Here is a 20,254-nt window from a genome sequence, read left to right on the forward strand (position 1 = left end):
CTTGCTTTCAATTTGCCGAGTGCAGCTTTTCTTCTGCAAAGATACGACTTTTCCTCATAACTTCCAAGGTTTTAGGAAAAAAATGTTGAGAGGGGGATAAAGAAAAAATAGGCGACTCCCGGATTGGAGGAGAGTCGTCTATTCTATGAGTTTTTAACCAAATCAAATGCTAGTGCGTACATACTGCCTCCTTTACTGGTTCAAATAAGTCTTTATATCCAAAGAAGATGTTCCCATCTGCGGTTTTTGCGGAGATGACAATTCCTACGAAAGGATTGTTCTCAACTTCAATCACTTCGCCCTGTGTCCAGTCTTTGGCATGTGTCAAGTCTGGAGATATTAATACTTTGTCGCCTGTTCTCATAATCATAAAAATATAAATGTTGTATTTATTCGGTGCAAAGAAAATGCAAACGAGCGCCAAGAAAACTTGCTTTCAATTTGCCGAGTGCAGCTTTTCTTCTGCAAAGATACGACTTTTCCTCGTAACTTCCAAGGTTTTAGGGAAAAAATACTTGAAAAGGATGGGGAGAAAGAAAAATAGGCGGCTCCCGGAATTGAGAGCCGCCTATAATGTATTATTAAAATAAATGTTTATTCTGCAACAGCAATGATAGCATACTCGAGAGTAATATCATTGAAGAAGATGCGGTATTTGCCAGCAGCAATCTTAATATCCTTACTGCCTCCGCTTGTAATCAACTTACCAGTTGAAGAGAATTTCTGACCCTCTGCAAAGCCCCAGTTGGCTGCATCGTTCCACTCATGGTTAGCACGGATCTTGAAGCTACCTTCAGGGATGGTTTTTTCAATAAACCAGTTGTGAGGAGTAACCTCTGTCATGTCAACATCATTGTCCCAATCGCCACCAACACCGATAAGACCAACTTTCTCGTATGCTGTAGGATTCTGGTTCTCGAGCTTTGTCCATTTGTAAGTCATGGTAGAGAAATCTGCAGTAAAGGTATAGAATGCACCTTTTTCAGGGCAAATGATGGCACCAGCATTATTGTCAGCTTTTAAGCTACCTGTTGGAGTATTGGCGTCAGCCATTGTTGCACTACCATAAGCATTTTCCCATTTTCCGAAATCGCTACCAAGCATAATCTTTAGATTTGCATCGCCATTCCACTTAGTAGTATAGCTCTGAACCATAGGAGTTTCTGCATACATGAGACAAGTCTTGTATTCAGGTTTATCAGCTTTCCAGTCCTGCAATGCACCTACAAGGTAATATTCTGGTGCAATCTGCTTGATGGTATAAGTGTAGTCCATCATGTTGATTGTCATCTGATACATACCTGCCTTGGCAATCTTACCAGCGCCAGCCTTATTACCCTTAGAGTTGGTAGTAAGAAGTTTACCGCTCATAGCGTTATCTCCATCTTGTTCAATACCAACAACACCCTTAGGAGCATTTTCTACAGCCCAAATGTTACCAGCATCTACATTTCCCTGTGGAATTATCTTCCAGCATTGATTGTCCTTAGTTGTTGTAAACATAAGGGTGAATACAGGATCCTCATAAACGTCTACATCAGAGTGAGCAAATTTCAATTTGGTATCCAAACCCCATCCGGTCAAGTCACCTACGAGGTAGTAAGCTGCATCTATGAATGGAGCCTCTGGAACAGCCTTTACCTGGAATTTTGCAGATGTAGCCATCTTTGCGGCTGTTGAACCATTGCTTAGCCATGCGTCAAGAGTGGCATCAAGGTCGCGCTCTGTTGGGCGCTTGCCAAACTTACCTGTGATGTAATTTACCAAGTCAGCTTTTGCCATGTTACCATTAGCATCAATGTCGAATGACTGACCATCGAAATTAATCTTGAAACTAGGCGTGTAAGTATCTTTGGTAGAAGTAGGAGCAACAATGCTCGCTACTTTTACCTTATCTCCTGTAACATCTGCCAAGTTGATGACACCTTCTGGAGTAACGCTACCGTTTCCAAATGATACAGCTTCCTCCTCAGGATTGCTCTGTGGGTTACCCCAATCTGTGTAGTCCTCGGTACAAGATACCATAGACATCAGCAGGGTCATTCCCAATAATATTTTCTTAATCATAATTGTCTATACTTTAAGTGATTTACAATTTAACGATGCTGAATGCACCTGTGATGTCGTTGAATGAGATGACATACTTGCCTTCTGCCAAGCCGAGGTTAGAGTTACCACCTGTACCACATTTACCATACATGTTGATAGCGCCATCTTCTGCGCCATATCCCCAGCTTGTATCCCAAGATCCTGCAATCTTGAACTTGAACTGTGCAGTCTCGCCAGCAGGAACTTCCATTACGTAGTACCAAGCATGGTTCTCAACGCCCTCAGTATTGTAAGGAAGCATTGGAGTATCTGCCCAATCGTTGAATGAGCCAGCAATCTGGATAGTACCATAATCCTTCACTGTACCCTCGTATTCTTTCATTGTAGCAGTATTGTCTGCAGTGTTAATTGTGATTGTGAAGTAACCTGCTTTTGGAGCTACGATGTGACCACTTTCGCCCTCAGTAGCACGATATACTATTGTGCCCGCAGTGTTGCCCTTGGAATTCATACTGTGAGTCCAATCGAAGTCTGACTGAATCTTGAAACCTGCTCCATCAACGTCTCCATTGTCCTTGTAATCACCCGTAATGAAGTAGTTTGTGTATTCTACCTCGCCTGCACCAGTCTTCTTGTCGTAAGAGTAGTTAGGCTTCAGGAACATAGGGAAAGCTTTTACGCCAATATCTTCCTTCTTATCGCCCCAATTGCCTCCGAACATGTTACCTACAAGATACCACATGATAGGAGTAGCATCCTTCAACTCTATGTAGTAAGGCTTTACGTTAAGCTTTACTGAGTTTGATGCGATAGGGTTCAGATGATTTGTGCCTTCCAGAATGAAAGCGTTCATACGAACGTACACCTCCTGCTCAGCAGGAACATTGTCTTCTTTCCATTTCAGAATCTTCACCAAAGCTTTGTCAACTTCTTCAGCAGAGGCTGAAATATCACATCTCTGTGTGGTATTGCTAAGAACAGCGTAGTCTGGCACCTTTTCGCCACTTTCGTCTGCCGCAGCTTCGTCAGTAGAAACTGTGAAAGAGTTAGTAGGAGAAACCTGTATCTCGTATGTTACATTGATTGGAGCATTGTCTGCTGTGTACTTAGGCTGTGACCATGTAAGGCCTAATTCTGTAGAATGCGCCAAGTCAATAGTAGAATTTACATATTCTGGAGTATTCAACTTGAACTCCGTAGGCTGAATCAGCGTTGGGTTTGAGTCGTTGTCATCCGAACATGATGCGAATAAGCTGATGATGCCGATAAGCAGAGCACCAATTATATATTTATTCTTCATATTGTGTTTTCTTTTATAATTCTATTATACTTTAGTTTTGAACCTCGTTGTATCCATCAATCTGTGTCAAGTTCTTGTTAGAACGAACCTCTGAAGATGGGAGAGGATATACATTATAGGTCTTGGTGAAGGTTGTACCATTAGTACTACCACCCTTAAGTTCCCATTTGTATGTAGCCTGAGTTCCACCAAACTGATTGAAACGAATCAAGTCGGTACGGCGCAGACCTTCGCAATACAACTCACGGGCACGCTCATCGAGCACGTCGTTAAGAGTATAAGAAGCACGTACGGCTGCGTGGGCACGATTGCGGAGAGCGTCGATATAACCCTTAGCCTTAGCCGAACCCTCGCCATTGATGTGCATCTCTGCCTCTGCTGCATTGAGGTAAGCCTCAGCTACACGGAAGAGGAAGAAGTCTATATCTACGTTATAGCTGTCGTGAGGAGTACCACCATTAGAATAGTTGTTATTCCATTTTGGTGTTGCAATACCCTTGACGAACTTATCGTTAGCACCAATCTCCAAAGTACGATCGCCGTCACTGTTGCCCTTACCCCAAAGGATAGCACGGTCGTCAACGTTCATAGCACGGATTTCGGAAGCTGACTTGTTTACAACAACTTTTGGATCGGTGAAGAACTTCTCTACGAATTGTGGACGAACACGCATACCTGACCATGTGTTGGCAGTAGTGGCAGCATCCTTACCTGTAACAGTCTGCATCGTAGCATCCCAAAGAGCTGCTACATAGAACATAGAACCACCCCATCCCTGAGTCTTTTCTCCATCTTGCATCAATGGGAGAAGAGCCTCGCAGCTTGCACCATTTGAACCATTGTCGCCCATGAAGAGCAGGTCGTATGGCTTGTAGCCATTAGCCTTTGCCTCATTAGACATCTTGCTGTCATCGAAGAGCTTATAGTCTGAATTGATAACCTTCTCGGCATATTCGAGAGCCTTATCCCAATATTGATTGTTCTGACCATCGTTATTGAGGTATGTACCAGCATTGAGGTACAGACGGCTTAAGAGCAACCAGCATGTGCCTTTGTCAATGCGACCATAGTCTGGGTCGCTGTCAGTCTCAGGCTTTGCTGCCAGCAAGTCTGGCTCTGCTGCCAGCAATTCGTCCTTTACCCAGTTGAACAGGAATTCACGGCCCATCTGAAGAAGCTCTGCGCGAGTGTAGCTCTTGCCTTCCTCAAAATTAGAGTTGTAAGAGTGAGCCTGACGCGGTGTCTCTGCAGAAATCTTGTCAATGAATGTCGGGTCTCCGAAGAAGTCGAGCATCAAGAAATAGCTGTAGGCACGAAGTACACGTACCTCTGCATACTTAGTTTTATCCTCTTTGGCTGCGTCGAGGCTCAAGAAATGATTCTCGTAAGAGATGTTCGACATCAGACGATAGTAGAGGTTCTTCAGAGTAGCATTACCCGGATCGAACTTATTGTAGGCAACATCTGCGATACCGCCATCCGACCACCAGCAGACAGCTTCGTCGGTAGGTACCTCGTTGAAGTTGAACAGGTTGCGTAGAAGGGTTGACTTACCATTGTCGTCGATAGTGAAATCGGCATTACCGTCATTACCCTCCATGATAAGACCAGCATAGCACTTGCTGTATAAGCCCATAATATTAGGATTGGCATCAACAGTAGGGTCAATGTTTCCCTTGTTCAAGTCATCCATGCAAGAGCTCAAGCTTGCTGAAAGCAGAAGAGCTGCTGCTGGGGCAATTATTTTGAATTTATTGAGTTTCATATCGAAATCTATTTTAAAATGTTAGAAGTTAAGGTTCAGACCGAGCAGGAATGTGCGGCAACGAGGATAGATGTTGTCGTCCTTACCTGATGTTACTTCAGGGTCGATACCTTTATACTTGGTGATAGTAAATACGTTAGAGCATGAGGCGTAGATACGGCCAGAGATGCCCTTGTAGTTGCCACCCTTCAGCAGATTGTTGAAGTTATAGCCCAGTGTGATGTTGTCGCACTTCAAGAAGCTACCATTCTGAACGAAGTAGTCAGTAAGAGGATAGTTGTATGAAGTCCAGCCCAAATTTACAATATCCTTTGTGCTGTTTTTGTAATATCCCTTAGCACTACAAATTTCTTTCGTATTTATTGCACCCTCAGCGTATCCATTGTAGAGATAGTTTCCGAAGCTTGCACGGAAATTACTGCCGAGATCCCAGTTCTTGTATGCAACCTTGAAGCTGAAACCGCCTGTCCAAGGAGCCACGATATTCTTATAGAAGTATCTGTCGTTCTCGTCAATTGTACCATCGCCATTACGATCTACGTAGCAACCCATGATTGGACGTCCGCTCTCATCGTAAACCTGCTGGTAAACCAAGAATGAGTTGGCTGGCTTTCCTACCTTATGATAGGTGATAGCCTGGTCCTGACCTACCTTCATTCCTGCCTCCATCAAATCACGACCGCCTGCAAGTTCGGTAATCTCGTTCTTGTTGTAAGCAGCGTTGACGCTCAATTCTACAAACCAGTCCTTGGTCTGGATAGGACGACCTGTGATAGCTACCTCAAAGCCCTTGTTTTCCAATGTACCTGCATTCATCAAGAGCGCATTGTCAAAGTTCTGACCTGCAGCGATGGTTGTTGTGCTGAGCAAGTCGGTTGTCTTGCGGATATAACCATCAAGGTTGATGGTGAGTCTCTGGTCGAACATACCATAGTCGAGACCTACGTTCCATGTAGTAGTCGTCTCCCAAGTCAATTCGTCATTGTATGCCAATGGACGGTAGAGCAAACCTGGGTTGTTGGCAATACCACCGATTGGATAGAGGAAGTGATTACTTGTACTCTTCTTATAGGTAGCGGTGTAGTACTCTTTACCTGTATCCTGCTGACCGGTCTTACCCCAACCAAGTCGGAGTTTCAAGTCGCTGATAGCATCAACATCTTTCAGGAATTTTTCGTCTTTGATACGCCATGCGAAGGCTGCTGATGGGAAGAAACCCCAACGGTGTCCGTCTGCAAAGCGGCTTGAACCATCATAACGGGCAGTGAATGTAAGGAGGTAACGATCCAACAGAGAATAGTTGGCACGTCCATACCAGCTCACGAGGTAAGTCTGTCCCTTCCAGTTGCTTGTATCGTAAGACTTCACGGTTCCTGCAAGAGCTTCGCCCTTGTCGTTCTTACCTTCGTAGGTAGATGGATACATAGACTTGCTCCACTGGTCTCCCCAATATTTCATGTGGCTATACTCATAACCAGCCATGATGTCGAAGTGGTTAGCCTTGTTGAAGTCCTTGGTGTACTGAGCATAGGCAGTAGCTACAACGTTATACTTCTTCTCCTTATTTTCGCTGTTGCCACCATAGTAGAATCCGTATGTAGATTGTGGATTGTTGGTGTTGTACTCTCCACCAGTGCTATATTCTCCAGCTATGTTGGCGTGAAGATGAAGGTCTTCGAAACCATGTATCTTATAGTCTGCCTCTACATTACCCAAGAGAATATGCGCACTCTTGTAGAAATCGTAGTTTTCAACTTTTTCTACAGGGTTTGTAGGAGCATCGTCGTTACGGTTATATGGGAATGTTGGGTCATATGAGGTAGTAGGTAATGCCCACTGCCAATAGCCACCCCAGTTCTTGAATTTCTCGTCGCTGCTCTTTACAGGGCGAGTAGGATCCATAGAGACAGCTGCACCTACTGCATCCTGTCCACCTGGATTTGTTTTTGAGTAAGAATACTTACCGTTGATGTTCAGGTTGAGGTGCTTGTCGAGCAATGAAGGATTGATGTTGAAGCCTGCGGTAACGCGCTTATAGTCAGAACCCTTCAAGATACCTTCCTGACCAGTGTAGCCTACGCTGACACGATATGGCATAGACCAAGACTGCTTGCTGATGCCACCTGTTAAACTTACATTATGCTCATGGCTGACAGCTGCACGGTAAATCTCGTCCTGCCAGTCGGTATCGTATGTGCCGGCAGAATAATCTGGAGTTCCATCTTCATTGAACTTCTTCCAGCCTAAACCTTTGTAGGCAGAAGAATCTTCACCATAATAGTTCTTGATGAAGTCTGTATATTCGGAAGCATTCATCACATCCATCTTCTTGGCAACAGTACTTACTGAAAGTGTACCATTGTAAGAAACCTGTGGCTTCTGACCGCTACGACCCTTCTTGGTGGTAATGATGATGACACCATTAGAACCACGGGAACCATAGATGGCTGTAGCTGAAGCATCCTTCAATACGGTGAAGCTCTCGATATCGTTAGGATTGACAAGAGAAAGAGGGTTGTTAACACCCTTTGTATTATTGTTATCCATAGGCATACCATCGATAACAATCAATGGGTTGTTGCTCGCAGTAAGAGAAGCACCACCACGGATACGAATCTGTGCACCATCACCAGGAGCACCCGTTGATGAGTTTACATTTACACCGGCAATTTTACCCTGGATCATATCCTGTGCGGAAGTAATGATACCATGGTTCTTCTCATCAGGCTTGATAGCTGTAACGGAACCTGTCAAGTCGTTCTTCTTTGCCACACCGTAGCCGATGACAACGACTTCGTTCAAAGACTTAGAGTCATCTTCCAAGGTAATGTTCATGTTACTAGATGCCTTCACAGTCTGTGGTGTCATACCCAGATAGGTGAATGTAATCTTGGCACCTGGCGCTGCATCAACTGAGAAGTTACCATCCATGTCGGTAATGCCCACTGCCTTACCGTTAACTGTAATGGTAGCACCCATGATAGGCTCACCAGAAGCATCCTTCACATGTCCCTTAATTGCATTACTCTGCGCAAAGGAACTCACCGTCAGAAGCAGACCGCTTGCTAGGGTCAACGCTCTGAGAGGCAATTTAATTTTTACCTGCTTCATCATTTGCTTGATTTTTAAGTTAATGTATTATATTTATTTACTTTTTCTTCTTTTCTTCTTGGCTTAAGTTGTTGTCGTTCCTACTCAAAATGCCGTTCTGGCTCTTGTTTAGTCTTTCTGGCATCTTACTTATATTATATAAGGTAGGAATGGGGCGTTTGCCCATAAACTTGTCGTTTCTGTGTGCAAAATTAAGTTCTTTTCTCTAATGTTGTACTATTTTTGTGTTAATTCCGTTATTTATTTTGTGCAAACGTTTGCACTGAAATTACTTGATTTAGGTCAAGATTTTTGAACTGATATTGAGGATATTTCGTAATTTTGCAGCAGATCTAAAAACAATGGGTGATAAAGAAATAATAACAATGAAAGATATTGCTCGCGACCTGGGCGTAAGTGTTGCCACAGTGAGCCGGGCATTGAAGGACAGTTCTCGTATCAGTACTGCCCAGAAGGAGCGTATTCAGAAATACGCGCGTGAACATAACTTCTTTCCTAATTTCCTGGGTGAAGCTTTAAGACATAATAAGGTGAAGCCGATGAAGGTGATTGGAGTTATTGTGCCTCAGGTGGTACACTATTACTTCATGTCGGTGCTTTCGGGTATAGAGGAAGAGGCTAGAGCCAGAGGTTACCGTGTGATGGTGGCGCAGAGTAACGAGCGTTACGATAAGGAGGTGGCCATCTGTGAAGACTTCTATCAGAACAAGGTTTGTGGCATCATCGTTTCACAGGCGAAGGATACCAAGCAGTATGACCATTTCGAAAAGCTGCTGCAGAAAGGGGTGCCGCTCATCTTCTATGATAGAATATGTACGGGCGTGAACTGCTCGCGAGTGGTGGTAGATGACTATATGGGTGCCTTTACTGCCGTTACCCACATGATTGATACGGGCTGCAAGAAGATTGCCTTCTACGGCTCGCCGATGAATCTGGAAATCTCCAAAAACCGATATAACGGTTATCATGATGCGCTGGTAAAGCATGGTTTGACGGAGAACCCTGACTGGGTGAAGATCTGTGATGACCGTGCCAATGCCGAAGCAATAACGCCGGATATTCTGATAGAGGAAGATCGTCCGGATGCTTTCTTTGCCATCAATGATGATACGGCAATCGGCATCCTCTATACCGCCAAGCGGATGGGGTTCAAGGTGCCTGAAGAAATCAGCATCTGCGGATTCACCAATGGTGACCGTGCCAAGGCGTGCGACCCGATGCTTACTACGGTTGAGCAGCGAGGTGTAGCCGTAGGCGAGGAAGCTGCCAATATTCTGATTGGTCAGGTGGAAGGCTCCATCCCTAGAGATGAGGTTGAGAAAAGAGTGGTGAGAACACGACTCGTGGTGAGAGGAACAACAAGATAAAAATATAAAAACAATATAACGATGAAACAAAAACCTGATTTAAGTTTCTGGAAGCTCTGGAACTTGAGCTTCGGATTTTTCGGAGTACAGATTGCCTACGCCCTACAGAGCGCCAACATCTCCCGAATCTTTGCAACGTTGGGTGCTGACCCACACAACTTGAGTTATTTCTGGATTCTCCCTCCTCTGATGGGAATCCTGGTTCAGCCTATCGTGGGCACGTTGAGCGATAAGACGTGGTGCCGCTTCGGTCGCCGCATCCCTTATCTCTTTGTGGGTGCTACGATTGCCGTCCTGGTAATGTGCCTGCTGCCGAACGCCGGTTCGCTCGGACTGACCGTGAGCGGTGCGATGCTCTTCGGACTGATAGCGCTGATGTTCCTCGATACGAGCATTAACATGGCGATGCAGCCGTTCAAGATGCTGGTAGGTGATATGGTAAATGAAAAACAGAAGGCAAAGGCTTACTCTATCCAGAGTTTCCTCTGCAATGCCGGTTCTGTAGCCGGATATATCTTCCCGTTCCTCTTTACCTTCCTCGGTATCAAAAATTATGCTGAGAAGGGTGTGGTTCCTGATTCTGTCATCTGGTCGTTCTATATCGGTGCGGCTATCCTGATTCTCTGTGTTATCTACACCACGATGAAGGTGAAGGAGTGGAATCCACAGCAGTATGCGGAGTATAATGAAGCGAAGAGTGAAGAGGGAGGAGTGAAGAATCCTAATGCTGAGGCTTCTGAAGACAAGGCCGGTTGGATTACTTTGCTGCGCAAGGCGCCATCTACCTTCTGGAAGGTGGGACTGGTTCAGTTCTTCTGCTGGGCTGGTTTCCTTTATCTCTGGAATTATTCTACGGGAGCCATCGCTGAAACCGTATGGAATACTACCGACCCTGCTTCTGAAGCATTTCAGGAGGCAGGCAACTGGGTGGGCATTCTCTTTGCAGTTCAGGCTGTAGGTAGTGTTATCTGGGCTGTGATTCTCCCTCAGTTTAAGAATACGAAGGTGGCATACGCTGTCAGTCTGGTTATCGGCGGTGTGGGTTTTGCCCTGATACCATTCCTGCATGACCAGTATCTGCAGTTTGTTCCGTTCCTGATGATTGGTGCCGGTTGGGCAGCCATGCTGGCGATGCCTTTCACCTTTGTTACCAATGCTTTGCAGGGATATGGTCACATGGGTGCTTATCTCGGTCTGTTTAACGGAACAATCTGTATCCCTCAGATTGTGGCTGCCATCTGCGGTGGAACTATCCTGGGGCTGGTGGGTTCTCGTCAGAGCGATATGATGATTGTGGCAGGTATTCTGCTGATTGCGGGTGCGCTGTCTGTGAGCATCATCAAGGATAAAAAATCAGAATAAAATGAGATGAACGATTAATTGATTGTTTCTACGGAGTGGGGATGTGCAAACGTTTGCATGATTTGTGAGAAAAAAATATGCAAATTTCTGATACGTTTTTCATGCGTTTTTCTTACCTTTGTGGCAGCAAATATAAATTATAACATTTTCAAGAGCCTTTAAGAGTCTTATGACAGTACAGTTTAATATTGAGTATAAAGCAATGTTCGGCGAACAGATCGTCGTAAACATTCAGACGGAGGAAGGTGAACTGAAACTTCCTCTCGAGACAACAGATGGTGAAAGATGGGCATGCGACTGGTGTGTTGAATCACCAGAAAAATCGTATACCTATTATTATAGTGTAGAACGTGAAGGAAGAGCAGTCAAGACCGAATGGCTTATGATTAAGCATCAGCTCGATGTAAATGCCAAGAAGGCTGCGGTTTATACCCTTTACGATCATTGGAAGGCAATGCCTGAGGATGCTTACCTCTACAGCAGTGCCTTTACCGATTGCATCAATCATCAGGCTCCACAGGAGATGAAGCCGGAAACGGGCAGCAAGATTGTGCGTCTGATAGTCCGTGCTCCTCAGCTTCGTGATGGTGAGCGTCTGGGTGTATTGGGTGCAGATAAAGTATTGGGTGCCTGGGATGTGCAGAAGATTCTTCCGATGACTCAGCATACCTATAATGAATGGGTTGCTGATATTGATGTGACTCATCTTGAGGGCAGCCATCTGGAGTTTAAGTTCGTTGCTTTCAGAAATGCAAAGAACGAGCTTCTCTGGGAAAACAGCATGAACAGAACCGTGGATTTGCCGGAGATGAAGGCAGGTGAGTTGGTATCTTATGAACTCGACCAGGCTTTCTTCGCTCTGTATAACCGCAAACTTGCCGGAACGCAGGTGCCAGTATTCTCATTGCGTACCCGTAAGAGTGCCGGTATCGGTGATTTCGGTGACCTGAAGACCATGATTGATTTTGTGGCTTCTACCGGTCAGAAGGTGCTCCAGCTCCTTCCTATCAATGATACCACCATCACTCATACATGGACCGACAGTTATCCATACAGCTGCATCAGCGTCTTCGCTATTCATCCGCAGTATGCCGACCTCCATGCTCTCCCAGAGCTGAAGGATGCCAAGGCTCGTGCTGAGGCTGAGAAGACACGTGCTGAGTTGAACGCACTGGATAAGATAGATTACGAGAAAGTAAATGATTTCAAGATAAATTACTTGCGCCAAATCTTTAATCAGGAAGGTGAAAAGATGATGAAGACAGCCGAATATAAGGCTTTCTTCCAGGATACTGAACTGTGGCTGGTTCCTTACGCACAGTATTCATACCTGCGTGATAAGAATGGTACGGCTGATTTCAACCAGTGGCCAGATCATCAGGTATGGGATGAGGCTGAGCGCAAGGCGCTTGCCGACCCTAAGACTGCTGCTTACAAGAACGTGGCGTTCTTTTATTTCGTACAGTTCGTACTGGACCGCCAGATGCAGGAGGCTCACGAGCATGCCAAGGCTAAGGGCGTTATTTTGAAGGGTGATATTCCAATCGGCGTAAACCGCAATGGTTGCGATGTATGGACGGAACCTAAATACTTCAACCTCAATGGTCAGGCGGGCGCTCCACCTGATGACTTCTCTGCCAATGGTCAGAACTGGGGATTCCCTACCTATAACTGGTTTGAGATGCTGAAGGATGGCTGCCAGTGGTGGAACCGCCGTTTCCAGAACATGGCAAGATATTTTGATGCTTACCGCATCGACCACGTATTGGGCTTCTTCCGTATCTGGGAGATTCCGGTACATAGCGTACATGGATTGCTCGGACAGTTTGCACCGGCGCTTGCCATGAGCCGTGAAGAGATAGAAAGCTATGGTTTGCACTTCCAGGAAGACCGTTTTACCCGTCCGTTCATTACCGATTGGGTATTGGACCGCATGTTCCATGAGCGTGCCGGCGAGGTAAAGGAGAAGTATCTCGACCGTCTGGATGACGAGCGTTATCAGATGAAGCCTGAGGTAGATACCCAGCGCAAGGTAGAGGCTCTATTTGCTGATGCAACAGATGAGAAGGAACTTTGGCTGCGTGATGGCTTGTATGCCCTGATCAGCGATGTACTCTTTGTACGTGATCATACCAACCCTAGCGTCTTCCATCCACGTATCTCAGCCCAGCTTGACTTTATCTACGAGTCGCTCTATGATAATGACAAGGCTGCGTTCAACCGCCTTTACAACGACTATTTCTATCGCCGCAACAACCAGTTCTGGTATCAGGAGGCGATGAAAAAGTTGCCTAAGCTGGTTCAGGCTACCCGCATGCTGGTTTGTGCAGAAGACCTTGGTATGGTGCCTGATTGTGTGCCATGGGTAATGAACGAATTGAAGATGTTGGGCTTGGAACTCCAGAGCATGCCAAAGGATCCATCGGTTAAGTTCGGACATCTGAGCCGTAACCCATACCGCTCGGTATGTACTATTTCGAGCCACGATATGCCTACTCTGCGCATGTGGTGGGATGAGAATATCCAGCGTACCCAGGAGTATTACAATACGATGCTCTACCGTCAGGGACCAGCACCTCATCCACTCCCAGGCTGGTTGGCTAGCGACATCATCAGCCGCCATCTCACCTCTCCATCCATGCTCTGCATATTGAGCATCCAGGACTGGTTGGCTACCGATGAGGCTCTCCGTCTGCCTGATGCTGATGCTGAGCGTATCAATATCCCGGCTAACCCTAAGCATTACTGGCGTTACCGCATGCACCTCAACATAGAGGATCTGGCAGCTGACAAGCGTTTCGTGCAGAATATCACCGAAATGATTTCGCAGTCTGGAAGAGTCTAACTAACATGATTATATATACCGTGCAAACGTTTGCACACTCATTTGCAGAAAAATACCCTCCCAAATGTGGAGGGTATTTTTGTTTTTTGTATCTTTGCACTATCTTAAGAATAAACAGATAATGATTGAGATAAACTAACGAAGATTCAAAAACAAGAATAAACAACAACTGAACAGTATGAAAAAACTGAATGTATTAGTGATGGGTCTCTTGCTTCCTATGTTGGCAGCGGCCCAGACCGTAAAGTCGCCTGACGGCAACGTCTCGGTAACATTCTCTTTGACCGAAAAGGGACAGCCTACCTATGAGATGAGCTATAAGGGAAAGACTGTATGCAAGCCATCCCACTTAGGATTGGAACTGGCTAAGGATAAACATGCCTCTAAGGGTATGGAGGAAACCAGCCTGATGGATGGTTTTACTGAAACCGGCAGCAAGACATCTACTTTCGATGAAACCTGGAAGCCGGTATGGGGCGAGACCGCTACCATCCGCAACCATTATAACGAGATGGAGGTAAACCTGAACCAGGCTGCTTCTAAGCGTAACATTACCATCCGTTTCCGTGTATATGATTATGGTATGGGCTTGCGCTATGAGTTCCCACAACAGGAAAGTCTGAATTATTTTGTCATCCAGGAGGAACATACCCAGTTTGCCATGGCAGGCGATCATACCGCTTACTGGATTCCTGGTGATTATGATACACAGGAGTATGATTACAACATTACTCCATTGACAGGCATTCGCCCAATTATTGCGAAAAACCGTGAAGCTTACAAGAGCAATTCATCTACCACCGTCTTCTCTGATACCGGTGTTCAGACCTCTCTCCAGATGAAGACCAAGGACGGACTCTACATCAACATCCATGAGGCTGCCTGTCTGGATTATCCTACCATGCACCTCAATCTGGATGAAAAGACATTGACCTTCGAGTCTTGGCTCACTCCTGATGCCGTGGGCAGAAAGGGCTTCATCCAGACACCATTCAATACCCCTTGGCGTACCGTGATGGTAAGTGATGATGCACGTGATATGCTTTCATGCAAGTTGATATTGAACCTTAACGAGCCTTGCAAGATTAAGGATACATCCTGGATTCATCCTACCAAGTACTGCGGTGTATGGTGGAACATGATTGTAGGCACCAAGACCTGGAGCTATACCAACGATCTGCCATCTGTGCGTCTCGGTGTAACCGATTACAGCAAGTGCAAGCCTAACGGTACTCATGGTGCAACCAACGAGGAAGTGAAGCGCTACATCGACTTTGCAGCCAAGAACGGTTTGCAGGAAGTATTGGTAGAAGGCTGGAACGAAGGTTGGGAAGACTGGTTCGGTCATCAGAAACTTGATGTCTTCGACTTCGTGACTCCATATCCTGACTTTGATATCAAGATGCTCAACGAATATGCTCACTCTAAGGGTGTGAAGCTGATGATGCACCACGAGACATCTTCTGCAGCTCTCAACTACGAGCGCCATCTGGAAGATGCCTTCAACCTGATGAACAAATATGGTTATGATGCCGTGAAGACCGGTTATGTAGGTGATATCATCCCAAGAGGTGAGTATCACTACAGCCAGTTGATGAACAATCACTACCAGCGTGTCGTCGAGACCGCTGCCAAGCATCATATTATGGTGAATGCCCACGAGGCAACCCGTCCTACAGGTATCTGCCGCACCTGGCCTAACCTGGTTGGCAACGAGAGTGCACGTGGTACAGAATATGAAGCATTTGGCGGCAGCAAGCCTTATCATACCGTAATGTTGCCATTCACCCGTCTGCAGGGTGGTCCGATGGATTATACTCCTGGTATCTTCGAGACCAAGCTTTCTGAGTGGAGCAACAATAAGAGTTATGTTCATACCACCCTCTGTGGTCAGCTTTCTCTCTATCTCGTAATGTACAGTCCTTTGCAGATGGCTGCCGATCTTCCAGAGCATTATGAGAAGTATGACGATGCCTTCCAGTTCATCCGCGACGTAGCTTGCGACTGGGACGACTCCAAGTATCTGGAGGCTGAGCCAGCCAAGTATATCACCGTAGCCCGTAAGGCTAAGGGTACCGATAACTGGTTTGTTGGTGGCAAGACTGATGCAGCCCGCACAGCCGTAGTAAAACTCGACTTCCTGGATAAGGGCAAGAAGTATGCTTGCGCTATCTATCAGGACGGCAAGAATGCTGACTATGAGAAGAACCCTAAATCTTACAAGATTGTTCACAAGACTGTGAAGAAGGGTGATGTTTTGAAGATTAACGAAGCACGTGGTGGTGGTTTCGCCATCTCTTTGCTCGCTAAATAAGCCTATAATTTCCGTATTTCCGTCCAACTGTCCGGTTGGTCGGAAATACGCTAAAAATGAGCGTAGATAATCTGTCACAGTTTTTTTCGCTCAGTTCGCTTTAATATCCTGTATAACAACAACTTAACAATATGAATGTCCAAAAACTAATAATTGCAGCATTGACAGCAACCGTTTTACCAACTTCATTGAATGCCCAGCAGACATTCAATGAGATGATGTATTCCAAGGAGAAAACCATGTTTATCCTGAATGCTCCAACAGCCCAAAAATCTTCTGTAACCCTCCGCCTTTATAAGCAAGGTCAGGGAGGAAAAGCATATAAAACGCTGAAGATGAAGAAGTTGGGTGACGAACGCTGGGAGGCTACAGTAAAGGGCGACCTCAAGGGAAAGTTCTATACCTTTGATATAGGCAAGGGTGAAACACCGGGCACATTTGCCAAGGCGGTAGGTGTGAACGGAAACCGTGGCGCCATAGTAGATTTGTATGATACCGATCCATCTGGATGGGATAAGGACGTGCGTCCTGCCCTGAAATCGCCAGCCGATCTCGTTGTCTACGAGCTTCACGTGCGTGATTTCTCCATTTCTCCTACATCCGGCTTGAAATATAAGGGTAAATATCTCGCCCTCACCGAGCCTAAGGCCATCGAATACCTCAAGAATCTGGGCATCAACGCCATCCACTTCCAGCCTGTATTCGATTTCGCTTCTATAGATGAGAACCGACTCGACAAACCACAGTTCAACTGGGGTTATGATCCGAAAAACTATAATGTGCCGGAAGGCAGTTACGCTACCGACCCTTATTCTCCAGCAACCCGCATCAAGGAGTTCAAGGAGATGGTGATGGCGCTGCATAAGGCAGGCATCCGAGTGATTTTCGATGCCGTATATAACCATACTTTCGATATCAACGGCAGCAATTTCCAGCGTACCTATCCTGATTATTATTATCGCAAGACCAAGGACGGTAAGTATTCTGACGGTTCAGGCTGTGGAAACGAGACTGCTTCTGAAAAGCCTCTCATGCGTCAGTATATGCTGGAGAGCGTGAAATATTGGATAGACGAATATCATATCGACGGTTTCCGTTTCGACCTGATGGGCGTTCATGACATCGAAACCATGCAGGCTATCCGTGAGATGGTAAACCGCATCGATCCTAGCATTTATATTTATGGTGAGGGATGGAGTGCAGGCAGTTGTGCTTATCCTACCGGGAAACTGGCGGTGAAGGCGAATACCCAGCAGCTCAAGGGCATCGGTGCTTTCAGCGATGATATGCGCGATGCGCTCCGTGGTCCTTTCTCTGATGACCATAATGGTGCGCTCCTGGCTGGTCTTACAGGTCAGGAGGAGAGCCTGAAGTTCGGTATTGTGGGTGGCATTGCTCATCCGCAGGTGGATATGACAAAGGTGAACTATGACAAGGAGCCTTGGACCAACAATCCTACCGAGCAGATTAGTTATGTAAGCTGCCACGACGATATGTGTCTGGTAGACCGTCTGAAGGCAAGCATCGCATCTCTTACCGACAAGAATATCCCTGAAGCGATACGTACTGCCGAGTTGCTCCGCATCGATAAGCTTGCGCAGACCTGCGTCTTCACTTCACAGGGTGTTCCTTTCATCCTTGCCGGCGAAGAGATGCTCCGCGACAAGAAGGGAGTACACAATAGCTATAATTCTCCTGACAGCATCAACCAGTTTACCTGGACCAATCTGCAGAAGTATCCGCAGGCGTTTGCTTATTACAAGAGTCTGATCCAGCTCCGTAAGAATCATCCAGCCTTCCGTCTTTCAACAGGCGATAAGGTGCGTCAGCATCTGAAGTTTCTGCCTGTTCAGGAGACTTGCCTCGTAGGTTTCCAACTCAAGAATCTGGAGGGCATTGATGCGTGGAAGAACATCATCGTGATCTATAACTTCAATAAGGAGGCAAAGAAGATGCAGATTCCTGAGGGTAATTATACCGTGGCTTGCTGCAATGGTATAATCAATGAGGAAGGCTTAGGCTTTGTTTCGGGAAAGGAAGTTGAGGTTGCCCCTCAGTCAGCCCTGATACTTTATCAGAAATAGTTTATATATATAATAAGGTGTAATATGAAAAAGATAATAGCTTCTTTATTGCTTATGAGTAGTGCAATAAGTATGAATGCGGCGGTCAACGTGAACCGCATTGAACCTACCGACTGGTATGTGGGCATGAAAGATGCTTCACTCCAGCTGATGGTGTATGGCAAGGATATCAAGAATGCCGATGTAACGGTAGACTATCCGGGTGTGAAGGTAGACAGCATCGCCCGCCTTGATTCTCCTAATTATCTCCTGGTTTATCTTAACCTCGATGGGGCAAAGGCTGGTGAGATGACCCTCAACTTCAAGCAGGGCAAACAGTCGAAGAAGGTAAAGTATGTGTTGAAAGACCGTGAGATGGCGGGCGATAAGCGCATCGGTTTCTCTAATGAAGATGTGCTCTATATGCTGATGCCAGACCGTTTTGCCAACGGCAATCTGAAGAATGATGCCTTTAAGACGATGCGTGATAAGACCTGCAACCGTGCAGAGCCTAGTCTGCGGCATGGTGGCGACCTGGAGGGAATCCGCCAGCATCTTGATTATTTCAACCAGTTGGGTGTAACCGCCCTGTGGTTTACCCCGGTTTTGGAGAACGACAGTCCAAGTAACGGCAAGAACAGCAGTTATCATGGTTATGCTACCACCAATTATTATCGTGTAGACCCACGTTTCGGAACCAATGCCGATTATAAGCAGCTGATAGATGAGGCTCACAAGAAAGGTTTGAAGATTGTGATGGATATGATTTTCAACCATTGCGGCTTCGAGCATCCTTGGGTTGCCGATATGCCTTCAAAGGACTGGTTTAATAAACCAGAATGGCTGGCTCCTGAAAATCAGACTGCCGAGCATCAGAAGAGCATCGGTACGGTGGATGGCGCTGCTAAGGTGAACGATAAGTATCTGCAGACCAGTTATAAGCTGACTCCGGTACTTGACCCATACGCCAGCAAGGTTGATCTCACAGAAACCGTAGACGGCTGGTTTGTTCCAACTATGCCAGACCTCAACCAGCGTAACCCACACGTTATCAAGTATCTGATTCAGAACAGTGAGTGGTGGATAGAGAGCGCTGGTATCGACGGCATCCGTATGGATACCTATCCTTATGCCGACCGCGATGCGATGGCACACTGGATGAAGGTGCTGGGCGAGGAGTATCCTCACTTCAATACCGTAGGCGAGACTTGGGTAACCGAACCTGCCTATACTGCAGCCTGGCAGAAGGACAGCAAACTTTCTGAGAAGAACAGCTATCTGCCAACCGTTATGGATTTCGCCTTCTTCGACCGCATCAACAGTGCAAAGAAAGAGGAGACCGATGACTGGTGGAACGGCATGAACCGTCTCTACAACGTGTTCTGCTACGACTATCTCTATCCTAATCCAAAGAGCGTAATGGCATTCATCGAGAATCATGATACCGACCGCTTTCTGGGCGAAGGCAAGGATACCCTGGCTTTGAAGCAGGCGCTGTCATTGCTTCTGACCATCAATCGCACTCCTCAGCTCTATTATGGTACAGAGGTGCTGATGAATGGTACCAAGAGCGTGACCGATGGCAATGTACGCAAGGACTTCCCTGGCGGTTGGGCTGGTGATAAGCACAATGCCTTTACTGCCGAAGGAAGAACACTGGCAGAAAACCAGATGTTCGACTGGCTCAGCCGATTATTGCATTGGCGTCAGGGCAACGAGGTTATCACCAAGGGCAAGCAGACCCAGTTCTGTCCACAGAAGGGTGTGTATGTCATTGCCCGCCAGTATAAGGGTAAGAATGTGATGACGGTTATCAATGGCAAGAACGAGGCAAACGAACTGAATGTTTCCCGTTATGCAGAGATTATCGGTTCTCATGATAAGGCTACGGATGTTACAAACGGTCGCACCGTTCTTATCAACAAGAACGTGAAGCTCCGTCCTCGCCAGAGCATGATTCTTGAGTTCTAAAACGCAAGTAGCTTCGTTGCCCGATGAAAGTACTTTCGATGCCTGATGAAAGTACTTTCAATTGCCAACGCAAGTATATTCCTATATGAACGTTCCTAGAGTTGTAA

11 protein-coding genes are annotated in these 20,254 nt (G+C 46.2%); 6 read left to right on the forward strand and 5 right to left on the reverse strand.

What is annotated here, in order from left to right; translation table 11 throughout:
* Window positions 1–169: 169 nt before the first annotated feature.
* From KSW37_RS06090 to KSW37_RS06110, 5 genes are all read right to left on the reverse strand, one after another.
* The gene (locus KSW37_RS06090; RefSeq protein ID WP_117588153.1) at window positions 170–364 is read right to left on the reverse strand and encodes a transcriptional regulator; all 195 of its coding nucleotides are present in this window, start codon (window positions 362–364) and stop codon (window positions 170–172) included.
* A 230-nt stretch (window positions 365–594) separates the two neighbouring features.
* Window positions 595–2,067 (reverse strand): Outer membrane protein SusF domain-containing protein, encoded by a 1,473-nt coding sequence (locus KSW37_RS06095; RefSeq protein ID WP_254368565.1) that lies wholly within the window; start codon window positions 2,065–2,067, stop codon window positions 595–597.
* Window positions 2,068–2,089: 22 nt separating this feature from the next.
* Window positions 2,090–3,349 (reverse strand): SusE domain-containing protein, encoded by a 1,260-nt coding sequence (locus tag KSW37_RS06100; protein WP_217313683.1) that lies wholly within the window; start codon window positions 3,347–3,349, stop codon window positions 2,090–2,092.
* A 31-nt stretch (window positions 3,350–3,380) separates the two neighbouring features.
* Entirely contained in the window at window positions 3,381–5,114 is a 1,734-nt protein-coding gene (locus tag KSW37_RS06105) for a RagB/SusD family nutrient uptake outer membrane protein (protein ID WP_217313684.1), read from the reverse strand.
* 21 nt (window positions 5,115–5,135) lie between these two features.
* Entirely contained in the window at window positions 5,136–8,228 is a 3,093-nt protein-coding gene (locus tag KSW37_RS06110; RefSeq protein ID WP_437183110.1) for a SusC/RagA family TonB-linked outer membrane protein, read from the reverse strand.
* A 338-nt stretch (window positions 8,229–8,566) separates the two neighbouring features.
* Between KSW37_RS06110 and KSW37_RS06115 the strand changes: the two genes are divergently transcribed.
* From KSW37_RS06115 to KSW37_RS06140, 6 genes are all read left to right on the forward strand, one after another.
* Window positions 8,567–9,592, forward strand: coding sequence for a LacI family DNA-binding transcriptional regulator (locus KSW37_RS06115; protein WP_217313685.1), 1,026 nt, complete (start codon window positions 8,567–8,569; stop codon window positions 9,590–9,592).
* A 21-nt stretch (window positions 9,593–9,613) separates the two neighbouring features.
* A complete protein-coding gene (locus KSW37_RS06120; protein ID WP_217313686.1) occupies window positions 9,614–10,954 on the forward strand; it encodes an MFS transporter in 1,341 nt (446 codons plus the stop codon).
* A gap of 169 nt (window positions 10,955–11,123) precedes the next feature.
* On the forward strand, window positions 11,124–13,799 hold the full coding sequence (locus KSW37_RS06125; protein ID WP_217313687.1) for a 4-alpha-glucanotransferase: 2,676 nt from the start codon (window positions 11,124–11,126) through the stop codon (window positions 13,797–13,799).
* A 178-nt stretch (window positions 13,800–13,977) separates the two neighbouring features.
* Complete coding sequence (locus tag KSW37_RS06130) at window positions 13,978–16,113, forward strand: glycoside hydrolase family 97 protein (protein ID WP_217313688.1); 2,136 nt, start codon at window positions 13,978–13,980, stop codon at window positions 16,111–16,113.
* A 131-nt stretch (window positions 16,114–16,244) separates the two neighbouring features.
* Entirely contained in the window at window positions 16,245–18,197 is a 1,953-nt protein-coding gene (gene pulA, locus KSW37_RS06135; RefSeq protein WP_217313689.1) for a type I pullulanase, read from the forward strand.
* A gap of 24 nt (window positions 18,198–18,221) precedes the next feature.
* Window positions 18,222–20,147: a glycoside hydrolase family 13 protein gene (locus tag KSW37_RS06140; RefSeq protein ID WP_217313690.1), complete on the forward strand. Its 1,926-nt coding sequence runs from the start codon at window positions 18,222–18,224 to the stop codon at window positions 20,145–20,147.
* Window positions 20,148–20,254: the final 107 nt, after the last annotated feature.

This window comes from Segatella copri, assembly GCF_019127135.1.
In the GTDB taxonomy this organism is placed as follows: domain Bacteria; phylum Bacteroidota; class Bacteroidia; order Bacteroidales; family Bacteroidaceae; genus Prevotella.

Coding starts and splice junctions, on each gene's coding strand:
- KSW37_RS06090 (WP_117588153.1), bottom strand. CDS start 364: ATGAGAACAGGCGACAAAGTATTAATATCTCCAGACTTGACACATGCC.
- KSW37_RS06095 (WP_254368565.1), bottom strand. CDS start 2,067: ATGATTAAGAAAATATTATTGGGAATGACCCTGCTGATGTCTATGGTA.
- KSW37_RS06100 (WP_217313683.1), bottom strand. CDS start 3,349: ATGAAGAATAAATATATAATTGGTGCTCTGCTTATCGGCATCATCAGC.
- KSW37_RS06105 (WP_217313684.1), bottom strand. CDS start 5,114: ATGAAACTCAATAAATTCAAAATAATTGCCCCAGCAGCAGCTCTTCTG.
- KSW37_RS06110 (WP_437183110.1), bottom strand. CDS start 8,228: ATGATGAAGCAGGTAAAAATTAAATTGCCTCTCAGAGCGTTGACCCTA.
- KSW37_RS06115 (WP_217313685.1), top strand. CDS start 8,567: ATGGGTGATAAAGAAATAATAACAATGAAAGATATTGCTCGCGACCTG.
- KSW37_RS06120 (WP_217313686.1), top strand. CDS start 9,614: ATGAAACAAAAACCTGATTTAAGTTTCTGGAAGCTCTGGAACTTGAGC.
- KSW37_RS06125 (WP_217313687.1), top strand. CDS start 11,124: ATGACAGTACAGTTTAATATTGAGTATAAAGCAATGTTCGGCGAACAG.
- KSW37_RS06130 (WP_217313688.1), top strand. CDS start 13,978: ATGAAAAAACTGAATGTATTAGTGATGGGTCTCTTGCTTCCTATGTTG.
- pulA (WP_217313689.1), top strand. CDS start 16,245: ATGAATGTCCAAAAACTAATAATTGCAGCATTGACAGCAACCGTTTTA.
- KSW37_RS06140 (WP_217313690.1), top strand. CDS start 18,222: ATGAAAAAGATAATAGCTTCTTTATTGCTTATGAGTAGTGCAATAAGT.